Here is a 19,671-nt window from a genome sequence, read left to right on the forward strand (position 1 = left end):
CATCGGCGCTGTCCTTGGGTTGGGTTGCACCTCCAAGACTACGCCTTTCCCGGACTCCTGCCGCCCCATGCCTCGCGCTGATCACCTACTGAAATTGTTGGTTTTGGACCGAGGGATGATCAAGGCCAGATGTGGCATCTGAATGTCCATCAGAATCAAATCGAAGGGGTGGGCCAGCGCCTGCTCAACGCCACTGAAGCCGTCGTTGGCCGTGGTAACGCGAAGGCCCAGCTCGCTCAGCAGCACTTGGGCCAGTTCGCGGTTGAGCGGATGGTCTTCCACCACCAGCACCTGACGCCCGCACAGGGTGGCGTGATCGGCCGCCGACAGCTTATTCCAGCCGTTGGCGCGGTTGGCGACGCCGCTGTCGGCCCGCGCAGCGGCGATCTGCGCCGGCTCGTAGGCTACGCGCAGGGGCAGGCTGAAGCGAAAACAACTGCCCTGTCCGGGGGTGCTCTTCACCTCAATCTGTCCGTCCATATGCTCGATCAGGCGCTTGCTGATTGCCAGCCCCAGCCCGGTGCCGCCATAGCGGCGGGTGGTGGAGCTGTCACCCTGGGAGAAGGCGGTAAACAGCTGCGCGTGTTGCTGAGGCTCGATGCCAATGCCAGTGTCGTGTACCTCAAAGCACAGCAGCGGGATCTCTGCGGCCAGGTGGCTGGGCTGGGCGGCGGTGATCCGTATCCGGATCTCGCCCTGTTCGGTGAATTTCACCGCATTGCTGGCTAAGTTGGTCAGTACCTGGCCCAAGCGCAGGGGGTCGCCGATCAGATGGCGCGGAGTGCCAGTGGCGATCTCAAAGCGTACTGACAGCCCCTTGCGCTCGGCTGGCTCGTGGATGACGGCGCTCAGGGTGTCAAGCAGTTGTTCGAGCGCGAAGGGGCGCTGTTCAAGTTCCAGGCGGTCGGCCTCGATCTTGGAGAAGTCGAGAATGTCGTTGAGCAACGCCAGCAACTGCCGGGCGGCGGTGATGGACTTTTCCAACTGCGCGCGCTGCTCGGGATGCACGGCCTGGTGCTGCGCCAGGTAGGTCATGCCAATCACGGCATTCATCGGCGTGCGGATCTCATGGCTCATGTTGGCGAGGAAGCGACTCTTGGCCTGATTGGCCGCTTCGGCTTCGGCGGCCATCGCGTTGGCCCGTTCAATCGAGGCGGTCAGCGCCCGATTGAGCTGCTCCTGCGCCTCGCGGGCCTGGCGCTCGCCGAGATACTGGCGGTGGCGCCCCAGGGTGGCGGCAAAGTTGTCCGCCGCCAACTGCAAAAGCGCGCGCTCAGTGGGGGTGAAGTCGCGCTCCTGCTCGGTGTCGTCGAAACCGACAAAGCCGATCAGTTCGCCATCGACACGCATGGGTTGCATCACACAGGACTTGATCGACTGCGCAGCCAGGGTCGCGCGCACCGTGGCCATCTCAGGCGGCAACGCATCGAGTGAACTCAAAAAGAGTGGCTTGCCGGCCAGAAACTGGTCGATTAAACCGGGAAAGGCCTCGAAGGGAATGTTTTGCAGATGATCGATCTCAGAGCTGACTCCTTCGCGACACCATTCATGTGTATTGGACCAGGTTCGCGCCTGCAGGTCGTTGTGAAACAGATAGGCGCGCCCGGCATGCAGATGGGTGCCGAGGATTTTCAGACAGCGTTTCAGTCCTGCGTCAATGGCGTCGATGCGCAGGTTGGCATTGGCCAGCGCCAGCCGGGAGGCGGTGGCATGGAAGGCGTTGAGCTCGCGCAGTTTGACTTCCGCCTGTTTGTGCTCGGTGATGTTGACGATAATGCCATCGAGCCACACCAGCTGCCCGGCCTCATCATAGGTGCCCTGTCCGTTTTCCTGCACCCAGCGTTCGCTGCCGTCGCGGTGGCTGATGCGATAGTTCAGTTCAAAGGAGGCGTGATCGGCCACGGCATGCTGCACCTGTACAAAGATCCGCTCGCGATCCTCAGGGTGGATCAGCTCTGCATACTTACGCGCCTGGGTACCGAGAAAGTCAGTGGCCGGGTAACCGCTCAGTGCCTTGATGCCGTCGCTGATGTAGTCCATGGTCCAGTGGCAATCATTCAGGCAGCGATAGACGACACCAGGCACATTTTGGGTCAGGGAGCGGAACTTTTGCTCGCTCTCGCGCAGGGCCTGCTTCTTGGCCTGGGTTAGGGTCAGATTGGCCGACAGGGCGGCGGCGGCCTGCGCCTGCCGACGCAACAGGTAGAGCAGACTGACCAGTAGGGCGCTCAGCACCACCGCCACGGCCGCCCAACTCAAGGCCTGCTGGCGCTGATGGGCGGCGATGTCGGCCAACAGGGGCGCGATGGCTTCCTCGACCATCACGGTCAGTGGCCAGTGGGCGATAGGACGCACGGACACCATGCGCGCTGATTCCGTTTCGCGTTCCATCATCTGTGAAACCATGTCGGTGGTGGCTGGCCTCAGCGCGCGGATCTCGGGGATCATGGCTCCCGTCTGTACTGTTGCACTGGGCTGTTGTACCACCCGCTCGCCAGCGCGGGTGGCGACCGTGACCCGGGTGCCGGTCAGCTGATCAGCCACCACCAAGGCTTCGCTGAGCCATTCGACATCGAGAATGGCCACTACGGCACCATTGAAGTTGCCCTGCGCGTCGAGCACCGGGCGACTCAGGGCGAGAAATGTGTGATCGGGATAGGCGCGCGAGTGCATGAGTTCCGACAGCAGCGGCTGATCGCGCGGATCCTCGCGATGGCGCACGAAATAGCTGCGATCAGCCACCGACGGTGGCTTGCCTTTGGAGGTACAGGCGATGATGCGCCCGGTGCGATCAAGCAGCAAAAAATCCAGGAGCACCGGCACCTGATCGCGGCGCGGGCGCAGCATAGCGGCAGCCATGGCCGGCCCATCGGTGATGGGTTGAATCTGGCGGATCTGGATCAGGGTGCGATCAAGTTCCGCCAGGCGCGCCTGTATTAGTGACTCTTCGGTCAGCGCCAGCCCCTCGGTGCGCGCCTGCGCACTCTCCAGCAGATGTTCGGAGAAGTCGCGCGTGCCGAGCAGATATTGGCTAAGTACCAGACCGAGCAGGAACAGCCATAGCAACAAGGTGGCCAGGATGGACAGATGCTGCCCGCGCTGCGAGCGCGACCAGGGTTCTGCGGCCAATGGGGCTGCTGGCGGCGCAGCGGTTGGATTGAAAGTCGGCGATGTTGGTTCCACTGGTTGATTCCAGGGCTCAATCAGCGCAGCTGATCACTGAACCATGAGTGTAAGTCTTGCTCATGGTGAAAATCCAGCAGTGCTTCGCTGAGCGCGTGCAGCTGCGATGTTGCGGCATTGCTCCAAACTCCTGTGGTATTGATAGACTAGCTAGAAGGTCAGTGAAAATGGATTGTACGGCTATGTCTATGCCGGATGAGAGGCATTTGTGTGAGGCTGCCCAGATTGGACCCTTAATTGTTTGAGGTACCAGCAAAAGGCTGTATCTGTTGTTTCCACTTTCTGCGTTGCCGGTGCCATGCACTTATCACTTGTTTTCAGAATTCTTGGTCTCTTTGCGATCCTGTTTAGCGTCACCCTGCTTGCGCCGATCTGTGTTGTTTGGATCTTTCAGGAACCGACAGTCAAACCTTATTTGCAGCCGCTGCTGGGCTCATTGGCGTTAGGGGCTGCACTCTTTGCAGCTGGTTTTCGCCGTGGTCACCGGCTTGGTGTGCGTGAAGGCTTTTTGATCGTCACCCTGTTCTGGGTATTGGTCAGTTTCCTTGGGGCTTGGCCTTTTGTGCTGGGGTTAAAGCTCGAAATGATCGACGCTCTTTTTGAGTCGGCCTCGGGCTTTACCACCACCGGCGCCACCGTCATTGTGGACTTGGATCAGCTGCCACGGTCGTTGCTGTTTTATCGTCAGGAGATTCAGTGGCTGGGTGGTATGGGTGTTGTGGTGCTTGGCTTGGCGGTAATGCCGGTACTCGGTATTGGTGGTATGCAGCTGTATCGTGCTGAAGTACCCGGACCGATGAAGGATGAAAAGCTCAAACCGCGTTTGGTTCAAACGGCACGGAGTCTGTGGCTGATCTATTTGCTCTTAACCATCGGCTGTGCGCTGAGCTACTGGGCGGCTGGAATGGGGCTGTTCGATGCCATCGCCCACAGTCTCAGTACGGTATCGACCGGCGGTTTTTCTACGCATGACGAGAGTCTGGGTTACTTCAATAACGAAGTGATCGAACTCGTTGCCGTCGTTTTTATGCTGCTGGCGGCGATTAACTTTAGTGTGCATTTTTTGGTGTGGATCAAGCGGGACCCGCGTTTCTATGTGCGGGATTCCGAGGTTCGCGCATTCCTGCTTTTCGTGCTCGGTACTGTTATTTTGGTTGGATTATTGCTCTGGGTTGAAGATCATCAGAGCGGGCTGCATCTGAGCCTGCGCGATGCCGCCTTTGAGGTCGTCTCCTTGGTAACCAGTACTGGATTCGGCATCGTCGATTATTCCCACTGGCCCGATTTTCTGCCCATTCTGCTGATGGTGATCAGCTTTGTTGGCGGCTGTGGCGGCTCCACGGCGGGTGGCATCAAAGTGATCCGGGTCATGTTGCTGTGGAAGCAGGGCTGGCAGGAACTGCAACGGCTGTTGCATCCGCATGCGATTTTGAATGTTCGGCTGGGCCACCGGGTTGTTGATGCCACTGTTATCCAGGCGGTTTGGGGTTACTTCGCGCTCTATGTGACGGTTTTTGTGTTGCTCGCCTTATTGATGATCCATGCGGGATTGGATCCGATTTCGGCGTTTGCCGCTGTTGCAACCAGTATCAATAACCTTGGCCCCGGGCTTGGCCAGGTTGCTTATCATTTCGCTGACGTCAGTGATTCCGGAAAGCTGGTGGCGGTGATTGCCATGATTCTGGGACGGTTGGAGATTTTCACCATTCTGGTCATGTTATCGCCGGACTTTTGGCGGCGATAGGAGTCCTTTGGACGGCATCAATGACGGGATGACCGTTAACGAATGTTCATTTCTCATCACCACCTTTGGGCACTAAACTATGGGTTCGTTCAATCCGGTCTTTACAGGGTGATGTCAATGAAAATCAATAAAAAATTTGCCTTTACAACTAGCGTTCTCGGCACGCTCGTCGCCAGCTCGGCGGCTTTCGCCGGGGCTGGACCGCACTGGGGGTATGAGGGGGAAGAAGGACCCAGCCACTGGGGCGAACTCGATGCCAATTATGCGGTCTGCGCCAGCGGGCGAAATCAGGCGCCGATCGACGTGCATGATGCCGTTGATGCCGAGCTGCCTCCGGTGGAATTTCACTACAAAGCCGGTGGTTGGGATGAAGTCAACAACGGCCACAGCATTCAGGTCAACTATCAACCGGGCAGTTCCATTAAGGTCAATGGTCACCGTTACGAGCTCAAGCAGTTCCATTTCCACACGCCGAGCGAAAATCACGTCGAAGGGCATGAATTCCCGCTGGAAGCCCACTTGGTCCACGCCGACGCGGATGGCAATCTGGCTGTTATTGCGGTGATGTTCGAGCAAGGGGAAACGAATCAAGCCCTGGCTGATGCCTGGGAAGAGATGCCCGAACACGCTGATGAACACCATAAGCTTCTGCACCAGGTCTCCGCCGAAGCCTTGTTGCCAAGTTCGCATGAGTATTATCGCTTCAATGGGTCTTTGACCACGCCACCCTGTTCCGAGGGGGTTCTGTGGCTGGTGATGAAAGAACCCGTCACCGCATCGGCCGAGCAGATTGAGCATTTTGCCAAGGTGATGGGGCATCCCAACAACCGCCCCATTCAGCCCACCAACGCCCGCATGGTTGTGCAATAAGCTGTCGCACCGTTATTAGGTGGTGCTGGGATTAACAAAATTTCATGCACCCGTCAGTGTCTGTTAAGCCGTATAAGCTCAGAATAATCACCATACCGAAGTCCAGAGGGCTTCGGCAGTTGTGAACTGAAAACCAGTGACTCGCGGATGATGCGAGCGGGAGTAATGGCGATGCAGATGTCGAAAAAAGTCCTGCTAACCAGTGTATTGGCCTTGTCCGTGGCCGGTGGTGTGACCGGTCAATTGATGGCTGCAACCAATGCGGCCAGTGCCAATGCGTCAAGCGGGTCTGCGGCGGCTGACAGCAACAGCACGCAATCCTCACCGGAGGCTGCGGATATCAGCGGGATCTCAGAGCATGGAATGACGGCGATCAGTGATATCCAGCTCGCGCGTATGGCGATTAATGACGGCTACACCGACAAAGCCGGTGAGCTGCTCAACCAGGCGCGCACCCTGTTGGATCAGGTCGAGGAAGAAAATCCGCCTGTCACCGTGCGCACCGAGGTTAAGGTTGGCGACCAACCGGCGAAGAAGAAGTCAGTGACTGGCAAGCCCAACATGATTCCGATTTTGAGCGAAATTGGCATCATTGAGGCTGTCGTGCCGGAAGAGGCCGGATCAGCTGCGGCATCAGACGACCCAGGCTCAAGCTCAGACGCAGACTCAAGCACGGCGCACTCAAGCAAAGTGCAAAAGTCCGCCGCAATTGCCAAGGCAAAAACGCAATTGCAACAAGGCGATGCGCAAGCGGCGGTCGAAACCTTGGAGCCGGTTGAGCTGGCACTGGTGGCGCGGGTGGTGAGCATGCCGCTGAAGGAAACCAGCCAACATTTGGATGAGGCCCGAAATCAGCTGGCAGACTCGAAATTCCACGAAGCCAATCTGTCATTGAAAGCCATTGAGGATGGGCTGGTGGTGGCGACCAAGTCCGTGATTGAGTCGGTTGCTGCGATGGCACCGAACTCCAGCAAAACCGGCAAGGATGGTGCCAGCAGGAAGGACAGCTAACCCCTGGTGGTTGATTGGAACCATTCCTGAGAACAAGCCGCATCCTGGGTGCGGCTTTTTTTTCGCCTGATGAGAATTTGCCGGCTTTGACAACTAAACTCTAACCTGAGGTGCCGACGCCAATTGTGATGATCGTCCTTGGGGGCAGTCAAGCGCGCCGCTCCTCGCGGACTCGACTGAACACAAGCCTGAACACAAACAAGCATCAATTGCATAATGGAGCCTCGCATGTATAAACAACACCCGGTTTCGGCGTCTCGTCTTGCCTCGGTTTGTCTGGCGACTTTATTCGTCCTGTCTGCCTCGCCAGTGTATAGCGAGGACGGAGCCCATTGGGGATACGAGGGCAAAATAGGGCCAGCGCACTGGGGAGAGCTGAATCCGGCCTGGCACATGTGTGGCGAAGGCCACAATCAATCGCCTATCGACATTCAGGGCGCGCTTGATGCCGACTTACCGCCGATTGACTGGCATTATTCCGAAAAAGTCAATGACGAAATTGTCAATAACGGACACACCATCCAAATCAGCTATAAGCCCGATAACTGGATTTTTGCCAATGGACACGACTATCAACTGCGGCAATTTCATTTCCACTCACCCAGTGAGAACCACATTGGCGGACGGGAATTTCCTCTCGAAGCGCACTTGGTGCATACAGATGCCGCTGGCAATATCGCGGTGGTGGCCGTCATGTTTGAAGAGGGGGCCGCGAACCCCCTGCTCCAAGCTGCATGGCAGATCATGCCGCAGGAACCGGGCACCCATAACCCACTGCCAGCACGTCCCTCCGCCGTTGGCCTGCTGCCAAAACAACGCGACTATTATCGTTTCAACGGCTCCCTCACCACACCACCCTGCAGTGAGGGTGTGCTGTGGATCGTCATGAAGCAACCCGTCACCGCCAGTCGCGAGCAGATCGCTCGTTTCGCCAATGTCATGGGGCACCCCAATAATCGGCCGTTGCAGCCGATTTATGCGCGCGCTGTGCTTCAGTGAGCCACCCGCACTAAGCAGCAGCGTTGCGGCTGCGTAAGACCTGCCGGGGAACCCCCGGCCAGGTGATGGGGGCGTCTCTGATGCTCCTCGCTGGTGCCCCCCTTTTCGCGCCCTCTGTGCGCTAGCGAACAGAGCCTTTGCATGGCGATCATTTAGGCTTTGCCCTGTCTCGTATTCCATCTGACAGGAGCGCCGCGATGCCTTTGATTACCTTGATTGTCACCCTTGCCGTCGTGGGCTTGATGCTATGGGCGATCAATACTTATCTGCCCATGGATGGAAAAATCAAAAAGATATTGAACGTTGTTGTTGTGATGATCGTGATTCTTTGGCTGTTGCAGGTCTTTGGACTGCTGCCGTCATTGTCCACGATTCGCGTGGGTTAGGAGGCTGCACCCGAACACTGACCGATTCGCCTTGATTCACTTTGGAGCCCCGCGCATGAATCCCATCAACAGAGCAATGCGCCGGGTCTCACTGGCACTGCCGAGGTGGGTCGGTCATCGCGCGGGTCTGGCTGTTCCCGGAATCGGCGACGAGCCACCCCTGCGCGCGGAGCTGTTCAGCGCCGCGCAGATGGAACAGCATGGCCAGGTGCTCGCCGCCTCGCATCGGCTGATGCCTGGCCATCCGCCGGATCGCCTGCTGGGACGGCTGACGGATAATGGCACAGTCCTGGTAGCGGTCTGTCGGCTACTGATGGTCGCGGTCGCCGACAAGCGCCGCATCGCGCCGGCCGGCGAATGGCTGCTCGATAATTTTTATCTGATCGAGGAGCAGATTCGCACTGCCGAGCGGCATTTGCCCAAGGGCTATAGTCGCGAGCTGCCACGTCTGCGCGACGGCCCTTCGGCGGGCCTGCCCCGCGTCTATGACCTGGCATTGGAGATCATCGCGCACGGCGACGGGCGGGTGGATCCGGAAAATCTCAGCCGTTTCATCGCCGCCTATCAAAGCGTCACCGGGCTGCGTCTGGGCGAGCTGTGGGCCATTCCCATCATGCTGCGCCTGGCGCTGATCGAGAATCTGCGTCGGGTCGCGGCGCGGGTGGCGACCAGCCGCACGGATCAGAATCTGGCCGATAGCTGGGCCGATCGCATGCTGACCATGGCGGGTAAGGATCCGAAGAATCTGATTTTGGAAATCGCCGACATGGCGCGTTCGAACCCGCCGATGTCCGGTGCCTTTGTCGCCGAGCTGGCGCGCCGGCTGCAAGGGCGCAGTGCCGCCCTGGCGTTGCCGCTGACCTGGATCGAGCAGCAGCTTGGCGAGTCGGCGCAGACCATCGAACAACTCGTGCGTACGGAGAACCAACAGCAGGCCGCCGATCAGGTGTCCATCGGCAACAGTATCGGCAGCCTGCGGTTCCTCGGCGCCATGGATTGGCCTGAGCTGGTCGAGACCATGAGTCAGGTGGAGCACACCCTGCGCAAGGATCCGATGGACGTCTATGGACGCATGGATTTTGCCACCCGAGATCGTTACCGCCACGTGGTGGAGCGCATCGCCAAGCGCGGTCGGCTGTCCGAGGCCGAGGTGGCGCGCGCGGCTCTGACCCTGGCGCGAGCCGACGCCGCTCATGTTGGCGAGTACCTGATTGGTCGCGGCGTGCCGCAGCTCGAACAAGCCACCGGAGTAGGGCGCACAGGTCTGGCGGCGCTACGCAGATTGGGAAACCGTGCGCCCCTGGCGTTCTATCTGGGCGGTATCCTGGTGCTCACTATCGGCTGTTCGTGGAGCTTGTTGATGCAAGCGCGGGGGGCGCCGAATGGGCTGCTGCCCATACTGGCGCTGTTGGCCATGCTCGGCGCCAGCCAACTGGCGGTGGCGCTGATGAACTGGCTGACCAGCCTGCTGACCCGCCCGCATCGGTTGCCGCGCCTGGACTTCTCGGCGGGCATTCCACCCGAGGCGCGCACCCTGGTGGTCACACCGACCCTGCTCGGCAGCGCGCGCGGAGTCGAGGCCCTGCTTGAGGCGCTGGAAGTGCGCTTTCTGGCCAATCGCGATCCCCATCTGCATTTCGCCCTGCTAACTGACCTGCATGACGCACCGAGCGAGGCGCTGCCCGGCGATCAGGCCTTGATCGACCAGGCCGCGCGGGGCATCACGGCGCTCAATGCCAAGTATCCATGCGCCAACGGCGATCACTTCTTTCTCTTTCATCGACCACGGCGCTGGAACCCGCAGGCTGGGGTGTGGATGGGTTATGAGCGCAAACGTGGCAAACTGATGGACCTGAACGCTCTGCTGCGCCAAGACATCTCCGGTGCCGACGCGCGTTTCTCGCTGATCGTCGGTGACCGGTTGATCTTGCCCAATCTGCGCTATGTCATCACCCTGGACACCGACACCCAGCTCCCGCGCGACGCGGCTCGGGAGATGGTCGGGGCCATGGAACACCCGCTCAATCAACCGTACTTCGATCCGGCGCTTGGCCGCGTGATCAGCGGCCATGGCATCCTCCAGCCGCGCGTGGCGGTGAGCTTGCCGGGCGCCAATCGCTCGCGGTTCGCGCGCCTGCATGGCCAGGATGCCGGGATTGATCCCTATACCCGCGCGGTCTCGGATGTCTATCAGGATGGCTTCCAGGAAGGCTCCTTCATTGGCAAGGGCATTTACCAGATCGATGCCTTCGGGCAGGCGCTGGATGATCTGTTCCCGGAAAACCGCATCCTCAGCCATGATCTGCTCGAGGGCTGCTATGCCCGCTCCGGGCTGCTGTCGGATGTGCAACTCTACGAGGACTATCCGGCCTCCTATGGCGACGATGTGAGCCGTCGCCACCGCTGGATTCGTGGCGACTGGCAGATTGCCCGCTGGCTGCTGCCGCGCGTTCCCGGTCGTGACGGGCGCTTGGTTGTCAACCCGATCTCCGCGCTGTCGCGCTGGAAGCTGGCCGACAACCTGCGCCGCAGCCTGGTGCCGGCGGCGCTGACCACGCTGCTGGTGCTGGGCCTGGTGGTGTTGGAGCCGCCGGGACTGTGGACGCTGGCGGTGCTTGGCATTGTGCTGATTCCGGCGCTGCTGACCGCCATGCTGGGCGCGTTGCGCAAGCCTGGCGATCTGCGCTGGCCGGCACATCTGGCTGCGGTCACGCATGCTGCCGGGCAGCGGCTCGCGCAGGCGTTCCTTGAGCTGGCCTGTCTGCCCTACGAGGCCTACTTCAGCCTGGATGCGGTGATCCGCACCCTGTGGCGACTGAACGTTAGCCGGCGCAACCTGCTTGAATGGACCTCTTCGGGCGAGTTGGGGCGCGTGGGCGCTACCCTGGTTGCGACCTATCGCAGCATGTGGATTTCCCCAGCGCTGGCACTGCTCACCGCTGCCGGTCTGTTGTGGCGGGCACCACCGAGCGCGGTCATCGCCGTGCCCATTCTGCTCGCCTGGTTGGCCGCGCCTCTGCTCGTTTGGTGGATCAGCCGGCCGCTCAAAGCACGCGAGGCGCCGCTGAATGCCGAACAAAGCGGCTTTCTGCGTCAGAGCGCGCTCAAGACCTGGGCCTTTTTCGAGACCTTCGTCGGCGCGGATGATCACTGGTTGCCGCCGGACAATGTGCAGGAGCAGCCCGTCGCTGCCGTGGCCCATCGCACCTCGCCGACCAACATGGGGCTGGCGCTGCTGGGGAATCTGGCCGCGCATGACTTCGGCTACCTGTCCACCGGCGGGCTGCTCGTGCGCACCGGTGCCGCCCTGGACACCATGGCCGCGCTGCCACGCCATCGCGGGCATTTTTTTAACTGGTACGACACCCAACGGCTGGAGCCGCTCGAGCCCCGCTACATCTCCTCGGTCGACAGCGGCAACCTGGCCGCACATCTGCTGACCCTGCAAGTGGGTCTGGTGGCGCTGATCGACGCACCGATTCTGCATCCGCGCTGGCTCGATGGCCTGATGGATACCTGGCAGGTGCTGCTGGACGCGCGGGCGGCGGCGGGCTTATCCAACTCGCAGCGCGCGCTGCCCAGCCCGCTTGGCGCCTTTCAGCAACGCCTGGACGCCGCTCGGGTGACGCCGCCGCCCGGCCTGCGTGAGGTGCGTGCCTGTCTCGATGAGCTGACGGCACAGGCCGAAGCGGCGGCGCGCGAGGCGCATGCCGGGTCCACCGATGAGGTGATGGATTGGACGCACCGCTTGGCGCGACAGTGCCGCGCGTTGCTGAATGACTTGCTGTTGCTGGCGCCTTGGCAGGACTCTGGCGATCAAGACATCCAAAATACCCAAGACAACAACGCCCTTGGTCTGACGCTGCGCCAGCTAGCCGCGCGTGCGCCGAGCACCGCTGACGCCTCCACTCATCCGGCCTGTCAGCGCATCGGCGATATCGAGCAATTGGGCCATGGCGCCGGCAATCTGGCCTTTCTGGACTACGACTTCCTGTTCGACGAGGCCCAATCTCTGCTCGCCATTGGCTACCGGGTTGCCGAGCATCGGCGCGACGAGAGCTACTACGACCTGCTTGCCTCCGAGGCGCGGCTGGGCTATTTCGTTGCTATCGCCCAGGGTCAGTTGCCGCAGGAGAGCTGGTTTGCCCTTGGCCGGCTGCTCACGCGCGCCTCCGGCAGCACCACGCTGTTGTCCTGGAGCGGCTCGATGTTCGAGTACCTGATGCCGCTGCTGGTGATGCCGAGCTACGACAACACCCTGCTCGACCAGACCTATCACAGCGCCGTCGCCCGGCAGATCGCCTATGGCCGCGAGCGCGGCGTGCCCTGGGGGGTGTCGGAATCCGGCTATAACGGCGTCGATGCCCAGCTCAATTATCAGTACCGCGCTTTCGGCGTCCCGGGGCTGGGGCTCAAGCGCTGGCTGGCCGAGGATCTGGTGGTCGCGCCCTACGCCTCGGCGCTAGCGCTGATGGTGGCGCCCGTCGCCGCCTGCCAGAATCTGCAACGGCTCGCCGTCAGTGGCCTGGCGGGGCCATTCGGTTTCTACGAGGCGATCGACTACACGCCCTCGCGGCTGCCGCGCGGGCAGGCCAGCACTGTGGTGCGCTCCTTCATGGCCCATCACCAGGGCATGACGCTGCTGTCGCTGACGGCCTTGCTGTGTGATCGCCCGATGCAGCGCCGCTTCGCCGCCGTGCCGGCCTTTCAAGCCACGGCGCTGCTGCTGCAAGAGCGCATCCCCAAGACCACCGCCTTCTATTCCGACACCCACGGCGAGATCATCAACGAACGCAGCAGCGACGGCGCGCTGGAATCACCCATCCGCGTCCTGACTAGCCCCAACACTCCGCACCCCGAGGTGCAGCTGTTGTCGAACGGCCGCTACCATGTGATGGTGACCAATGCTGGTGGCGGCTATAGCCGCTGGCAGGATCTCGCCGTCACCCGCTGGCGTGAGGACAGCACCCGCGACCATTGGGGCAGCTTCTGCTATTTGCACGATCTCGACAGCGGCGCGCTCTGGTCGAGCGCTTATCAGCCGACGCTGAAAACTGCGGATCATTTCGAGGCGATCTTCTCCGAGGGCCGCGCCGAGTTCCGCCGCCGCGATCACGAGATCGAGGCCTATACCGAGATCGTGGTCTCGCCCGAGGACGATCTCGAGTTGCGCCGGCTGCGCCTGACCAACCGCTCGCGCGGGCGCCGGGTGATTGAGGTCACCAGCTACAGCGAAGTGGTGCTGGCCCCGCCCGCCGCGGACGCCCTGCATCCCGCGTTCAGTAATCTGTTTATCCAGACCGAGATCCTGCACCCCGGCGTGGCGATCCTCTGCCACCGCCGGCCGCGCTCGCGCGACGAGACCTCGCCGTGGATGTTCCATGCCCTGGTGGTGCGCGACAGCCTGAGGCCCGAAATGGCAAACGATGCCGCGCTGGCGCCCTCCGCCGAGACCGATCGCCTGCGCTTCATCGGACGTGATCGCACTCTGGCCGCACCGCTGGCGCTGGATGCGCCGGGAGCCCTGTCTGGCAGCGCCGGCTCGGTGCTGGACCCGATGGTCGCCATCCGCCAGCGTCTGGTGCTGGAGGCCGAGCAGACCGTTACCATCGACCTGATCCAAGGCATTGGCGAGACGCGCGAACAGGCGGTGGCACTGGTCGAGAAATACCAGGACGCGCGCTTGGCCAATCGAGTCTTCGACCTGGCCTGGACGCACAGCCAGGTGGTGCTGCGCCAGCTCAACGCCACCCCGGCCGATGCTCAGCTCTATGGGCGCCTGGCCAGCTCTATTCTCTACACCAATGCCTCCTTGCGCGCCGCGCCCGCAGTGCTGGCACACAACCGTCGCGGCCAGTCCGGCCTGTGGAGTCACGCCGTCTCTGGCGATGTACCCATCGTGCTGTGCCAGATCGCCGATCAGGCCAACATCGACCTGGTGCATCAGTTGGTTCAGGCGCATGCCTACTGGCGCCTCAAGGGGCTGACCGTGGATCTGGTGATCTGGAACGAAGACCGCGCTGGCTACCGCCAGTCGCTGCAGGAGCAGATTCTTGGCCTGATCGCCGCCGGTGTGGAGGCGCATGTGGTGGATCGTCCCGGGGGCATTTTCATTCGCCCGGCTGATCAGATCTCGGACGAGGACCGCGTGCTGTTCCAGACCGTGGCGCGTGCCATCTTGAGCGATGCGCGCGGCACCCTGGCCGAGCAGCTCAATCGGCGCGATCCGCGCTTGAATCGGATGCCGGTCTTTAAACCCCTGGGCAGCCCGGCGCGTGCGTCGCAACAGGCGGCTGCGCCGCGTCTCGCGTTGCAGTTCGACAACGGCACCGGCGGCTTCTCCGCCGACGGGCGCGAATACGTGATCACCACCGCGCCCGGCCAGACCACGCCGGCGCCCTGGGTCAATGTGCTGGCCAATGCCCATTTCGGCACCGTGGTGTCCGGCAACGGCGGGGCCTATACCTGGAGCGAGAACGCCCACGAGTTCCGCCTCACGCCCTGGCACAACGACCCGGTCGGCGATCCCCATGGCGAGGCCTTCTATCTGCGCGACGAAGTTAGCGGGCAGGTCTGGTCGCCCACCCCGCAACCGGCCGGCGGCGCCACGCCTTATCGCACGCGCCACGGCTTCGGCTACAGCGTCTTTGAGCATTGCGAAGCCGGCATTGCCTCAGAACTGTGGGTCTATGTCGCCCTGGACGAACCGGTCAAATACATGGTGCTGAAGCTGCACAACGGGGCGGAACCCGGTGGCTCTGAGCAACCGCGCCGGCTGTCGGTGACCGGCTATGTCGAATGGGTGCTGGGTGACCTGCGGCCCAAGTCGGCGCTGCATCTGGTCACCGAGATTGATCCAAACAGCGGCGCCTTGCTGGCGCGCAACCCCTATAACAGCGAGTTTTCCGACCGGCTGGCGTTCTTTGATGTCGATGACCCCGCGCGCAGCCTGAGCGGTGACCGCACCGAGTTTCTCGGGCGCAACGGCGGTCTGCGTCAGCCTGACGCGCTGGCGCGCACCCGGCTGTCCGGTCGGGTTGGTCCGGGGCTCGACGCCTGCGGCGCGCTGCAAACGCAGTTTGATCTCGCCCCCGGACAAGATCATGAGATCGTCTTCCGGCTCGGCGTGATTGGCCGGCGCGGCGCCGAGGATGCCAGCCTGCTAGCGCCTGAGCAGCGGGGCGCGAGCGCTGCTCGCGCGGCGCTGGCGGCGGTGCGGGCGTACTGGACGCGCACGCTCGGCGCGGTGCAGGTCGAAACCCCCGACCCGGCGCTCAATCTGCTCGCCAACGGCTGGCTGATGTATCAGACCCTGGCGTGCCGCTTCTGGGCGCGCAGCGGCGATTATCAGTCCGGCGGCGCCATCGGCTTCCGCGATCAATTGCAGGACGCCATGGCGCTCATCCATGCCGAGCCGGGGCTGGTGCGCGAACATCTGCTGCGCGCCGCCGCGCGGCAGTTCCGTGAAGGCGATGTGCAGCACTGGTGGCATCCGCCGTTCGGTCGCGGTGTGCGCACGCGCTGCTCGGACGATTATCTGTGGCTACCGCTGGCGACCGGCCGCTATGTGCTGAGCACCGGTGACGCCGCTGTGCTCGATGAGACCGCCCCCTTCCTGGAGGGCCGTCTGGTCAGCGGCGAGGACGATGGCTACTACGATCTACCGGCCCAGAGCGAGGCGTCGGCCAGCCTCTACGACCATTGCGTGCGCGCCATTGATCACGGCCTGCGCATGGGCGAACATGGGCTGCCGCTGATCGGCTCGGGCGACTGGAACGACGGCATGAATCGGGTCGGTATCAATGGCCGCGGCGAGAGCATCTGGCTCGGCTTCTTCCTGCACGAGGTGCTGACCCAGTTCGCCGTGCTGGCGCGCGCACGCGACGATGCGCCCCTGGTCGAGCGCTGCGAGCAGCACGCGGCACGCCTGCGCGCGAATCTTGAGCAGCATGGCTGGGACGGCGACTGGTACCGCCGTGCCTACTGTGACGACGGCACACCGCTGGGATCGGCGACCAGCCCGGAATGTCGTATCGACTCCATCGCCCAGAGTTGGTCGGTGCTCTCCGGTGTGGCCGCGCCCGAACGTGCGCGCCAGGCCATGGACGCGCTCGACACCCATCTGGTGCGCCGGGAGGCGGGACTGATCCAGCTGCTCGATCCGCCCTTCGACCAGTCAGCGCTCGACCCCGGCTACATCAAAGGCTATGTCCCCGGCGTGCGCGAGAACGGCGGCCAATACACCCATGCCGCCATCTGGGCCGCCATGGCCTTCGCCCGCCTCGGCGATCAGGCGCGCGCCTGGGAACTGTTTGCCATGATCAACCCCATCCACCATAGCCGCACGCCCGAGGAGATCGCTACCTACAAGGTCGAGCCCTATGTGATCGCCGCCGATGTCTATGGCGTCGCGCCCCACATCGGCCGCGGCGGCTGGACCTGGTACACCGGATCGGCCGGCTGGATGTATCGCCTCATCCTCGAATCCCTGCTCGGCCTGCGTTTGGAAGGAACAACGCTGCGCATTGAGCCCTGCCTGCCCGCCGCTTGGGATGGCTTCAAGCTCCAGTATCGCTATCGGGAAACCTCATACCAGATCAGCGTCCGGCACAGCGATTCGCTGGCGAGTGGCGACAGCGGCATGACGCTGGTGACGCTGGATGGCGTCGAGATGGAAGGATCGGGTATTCAACTCATTGATGATCGACAGGAACATCTCGTGCAGATCCGATTAACCAGATACTTACATAGAGATCTGGATCGCTCAAGGGGCTCAGGACAATTAGCTGTCGCTATAGCGATCGGCAAAGGCGATTCGTGCCCTCCCGAAGGGAGGGCGTGATAGTATTTCGACAGGGTCTTCTCACAACTTGCCCATGCTAGGCGCTTCACACGGCATGAAGCGCAACTGACGACAGGCGTTCTTCATATGCACGAGTGATTCCTCAATGGGTTCGTTCGGAGCCTTAACTGTCTTATTTGTGTTTCTTGTCTTTTTTGTTCTTCGCTTTGGCGTCACCCGCATCTGCCTGCAGCTTGCCGGCGTCCTTTTGGCTTTTTCCTTTTGCTTCCAATTCCTCGTTGCCGGCGACATGCCCGGCGGCCTCCTTCACTTTGCCTTTGGCTTCTTCGTAGCGCCCTTCGACCTGTTGCTTGTTCATGCATCTCTCCTGTCAATCAATTGAACCATTACTTCAGCGCTGGCGGTGGTTTCCCAGCGCTAAAGGTAAAACTACGCGCGTAGCGGATAGCGGTCGGTTCGGCAACGCACATATAGCCGTAGCAATAGCATTTTCGGTTTTTGGGCCGGTCCCAAAACAGACCGAAAATTCTTCTTTATGTGCGCAACCGAACCGACCGATACGGACGCTTCGGTCAAGCTTTCTCCTGTTTCGCGCCTTGGAGTAGCCTCAATGAGCCAATGCATGAACCAATGCGCTGCCACAACCTTTCACAGACATGGAGTAGAAGCCTTAATGAAAAAGAAATTCATCATCAGCCTCGGTGTGGTTCTCGCCATCGTGATTGCCGTGCTTTGGCTCTTCTGGGGTTCGGATACCTGGAACGTTCAGATCTCGGGCGTGACTGGCGACGGTCGTAATATCCAGTACCGTATCGAAACTGTCTATTCAAACACTTTTGAAACAATGATTTTCCGCAACGAGGACGCCGGCTTCGCGCCCCCGTACTTTAAGTTCAATTCCGCCGATCTACAGTCGCTCGCGAGCCGTATCACGCGGGAATGTCCGCAGGAACCCGTCACCATCCATGGTTACGGGATGCGCATCTCCTTCCTGGACATGTTTCCGAATGTCATTTCGATCGACGCCCCAGAGCACTGTATTGATGCGCCATCCAAAGCAGGTTCCACCGCTGGCACGCAAGAGTGAGTAAAGCGGACCTTTACGCATGGCACACACAACAGGAGAAGCTAATGAACAGACTCGTCGCACTGATTCTACTGCTGACGATCGGCGGATTGTCCGGCTGCGTCATGAATTTTGATTACACCAAGTACAACATTGGCAACATTGATCGCTTGGTCCGCGCAGCACTCGGCATTATCCTGATCGCCATGCAGCCGCGAAAGAACTGCTCCAGTTCCTCGGGCTCGACGCGGGCCAGCACACCCTTGGGTTGCTGATCTTATGGCCGTTGAGATGCAGGATCGGCATTATGGCGCCATCGGTGCGACATGACTGCCCCGATCCCGCCGGGAAAGGAGAACGGTGCGAGGGGGCCGGTGGTTATGACTGACCATTCTGGGTGAGGCGCGGTCGCGTTCGTCCTGCGTCCGCCGGAACGTCAGTTCAATCTTTCGGCGTTCTCGGTTACCGACCATGCCGTTGAGTATCCCCCGGAAATGCTCCGTCCCTATTCGACAACCAGCTTGTTCTCCACCGATTGCACCCCCTGGTTATTGCGTGCCAGCTCTGACGCCCTATCGAGACTGCTCTTTGAATCGACGGTCCCGCTTAGCGTCACCGCTCCGTCAATTGTAATCACGCTGATTTGCAAGACCTTCAGCGTTGGGTCTCCCAGGATCTCAGCCTTGATCTTGGCGGTGATCGCCGCGTCTGACAGATAATTTCCAGTTTCATCAGCCTTCTCACCCATGGATTGCTTGGTCGCATCGAGCTGATTGCCCATTCGCTCAGCGGCCTCATCTATTTTGCGACCAGCCTGCTCGGCAGTGCCCTCTTTTTCACAGCCAGCGAGTCCGAGACTGGCCGATAGGCAGGCGGCCACAACAAGGCCTCCTGATAGAGGCATGAGCGTATAGGCGTTTTTCTTTTGCATGGTTGATTCCTCAATGGATTTGTCAGAAGCCGTGACGATGCACGGCAATGCGTCGTCGTTCTTAGATATGGCCCAGCAGGAACAGAACCAAAACGACGATTAAACCGATTGACATGGTCATACTCCTATTCCTCCTATTCGCCAAAACGCGTTAAACGAAAGGGCATTCCAGGAAGGAAGGAGTTCATCGTGTCGTTAGCCGTCTTTCTTGATGTCCTTCGCGACATTCTCAATCTCTGTCTTGGCATCACCAATGCCAGCTTGGACCTTGCCGGCGTTCTTTTGGAGCGTCCCCTCGACTTCCAGATCTTCATTGCCTGTGACATGACCGGCGACTTCCTTCACTTTGCCTTTGGCTTCTTCGTAGCGACCCTTGACCTGTTGTTTGTTCATCTGTTTGTCCTGTCAATGAATTGAGCCATCACTCCAGCGCGGAATGGGATTCCCATCATTGAGGGAAAATGTACGCGCACGAGGTTTGGCAGTCGGTTCGGCAACGCACATACGGCATAGGCGACGTGAGTTACGGGGAATCGCGTGCTGGATATCTGAGCGGCTGGGAGCTGCACGGAACAATCGGGAAATCCCGGATGGACATTTACCGGATGCGTTGCAAGGACGGTGACGAGCGCTGGTTCGTGGCCCGTCTGGCGGCGATCTTGGACACCCAGGGCGCAC

At 61.0% G+C, this 19,671-nt stretch carries 13 protein-coding genes; 8 read left to right on the plus strand and 5 right to left on the minus strand.

Annotation, left to right across the window (positions count from 1 at the left end; genetic code table 11):
- Positions 1-81 precede the first annotated feature (81 nt).
- Complete coding sequence (locus CKO36_RS11420; RefSeq protein ID WP_200284194.1) at positions 82-3,183, minus strand: ATP-binding protein; 3,102 nt, start codon at positions 3,181-3,183, stop codon at positions 82-84.
- A 20-nt stretch (positions 3,184-3,203) separates the two neighbouring features.
- Positions 3,204-3,326 carry a DUF4351 domain-containing protein gene (locus tag CKO36_RS20440; protein WP_200284217.1) on the minus strand — a complete coding sequence of 41 codons (123 nt, stop codon included), beginning with the start codon at positions 3,324-3,326 and terminating at the stop codon, positions 3,204-3,206.
- A gap of 155 nt (positions 3,327-3,481) precedes the next feature.
- Between CKO36_RS20440 and CKO36_RS11430 the strand changes: the two genes are divergently transcribed.
- From CKO36_RS11430 to CKO36_RS11455, 6 genes are all read left to right on the plus strand, one after another.
- Positions 3,482-4,927 (plus strand): TrkH family potassium uptake protein, encoded by a 1,446-nt coding sequence (locus CKO36_RS11430; RefSeq protein WP_200284195.1) that lies wholly within the window; start codon positions 3,482-3,484, stop codon positions 4,925-4,927.
- Between the two features lie 117 nt (positions 4,928-5,044).
- Positions 5,045-5,797 carry a carbonic anhydrase gene (locus CKO36_RS11435; RefSeq protein WP_200284196.1) on the plus strand — a complete coding sequence of 251 codons (753 nt, stop codon included), beginning with the start codon at positions 5,045-5,047 and terminating at the stop codon, positions 5,795-5,797.
- 177 nt (positions 5,798-5,974) lie between these two features.
- Positions 5,975-6,808, plus strand: coding sequence for a YfdX family protein (locus tag CKO36_RS11440; protein ID WP_200284197.1), 834 nt, complete (start codon positions 5,975-5,977; stop codon positions 6,806-6,808).
- 228 nt (positions 6,809-7,036) lie between these two features.
- Entirely contained in the window at positions 7,037-7,807 is a 771-nt protein-coding gene (locus CKO36_RS11445; protein WP_200284198.1) for a carbonic anhydrase, read from the plus strand.
- 197 nt (positions 7,808-8,004) lie between these two features.
- Positions 8,005-8,193 carry a Thivi_2564 family membrane protein gene (locus tag CKO36_RS11450; protein ID WP_200284199.1) on the plus strand — a complete coding sequence of 63 codons (189 nt, stop codon included), beginning with the start codon at positions 8,005-8,007 and terminating at the stop codon, positions 8,191-8,193.
- Positions 8,194-8,248: 55 nt separating this feature from the next.
- The gene (locus tag CKO36_RS11455; protein WP_200284200.1) at positions 8,249-17,035 is read left to right on the plus strand and encodes a glycoside hydrolase family 94 protein; all 8,787 of its coding nucleotides are present in this window, start codon (positions 8,249-8,251) and stop codon (positions 17,033-17,035) included.
- A 133-nt stretch (positions 17,036-17,168) separates the two neighbouring features.
- On the opposite strand, the gene CKO36_RS11460 is transcribed toward CKO36_RS11455, so the two are convergent.
- Positions 17,169-17,354, minus strand: coding sequence for a CsbD family protein (locus tag CKO36_RS11460; RefSeq protein ID WP_200284201.1), 186 nt, complete (start codon positions 17,352-17,354; stop codon positions 17,169-17,171).
- 315 nt (positions 17,355-17,669) lie between these two features.
- Between CKO36_RS11460 and CKO36_RS11465 the strand changes: the two genes are divergently transcribed.
- Both CKO36_RS11465 and CKO36_RS19770 read left to right on the plus strand, forming a co-directional pair.
- On the plus strand, positions 17,670-18,083 hold the full coding sequence (locus CKO36_RS11465; protein ID WP_200284202.1) for a DUF1523 family protein: 414 nt from the start codon (positions 17,670-17,672) through the stop codon (positions 18,081-18,083).
- Between the two features lie 44 nt (positions 18,084-18,127).
- On the plus strand, positions 18,128-18,337 hold the full coding sequence (locus CKO36_RS19770; protein ID WP_242469550.1) for a hypothetical protein: 210 nt from the start codon (positions 18,128-18,130) through the stop codon (positions 18,335-18,337).
- A 230-nt stretch (positions 18,338-18,567) separates the two neighbouring features.
- Here CKO36_RS19770 and CKO36_RS11475 read toward each other — a convergent pair whose 3' ends face one another.
- A complete protein-coding gene (locus CKO36_RS11475) occupies positions 18,568-18,993 on the minus strand; it encodes a BON domain-containing protein (RefSeq protein ID WP_242469551.1) in 426 nt (141 codons plus the stop codon).
- Positions 18,994-19,188: 195 nt separating this feature from the next.
- Entirely contained in the window at positions 19,189-19,386 is a 198-nt protein-coding gene (locus CKO36_RS11480; protein WP_200284204.1) for a CsbD family protein, read from the minus strand.
- Positions 19,387-19,671: the final 285 nt, after the last annotated feature.

It is taken from the genome of Rhabdochromatium marinum, from assembly GCF_016583795.1.
Taxonomy (GTDB): domain Bacteria; phylum Pseudomonadota; class Gammaproteobacteria; order Chromatiales; family Chromatiaceae; genus Rhabdochromatium; species Rhabdochromatium marinum.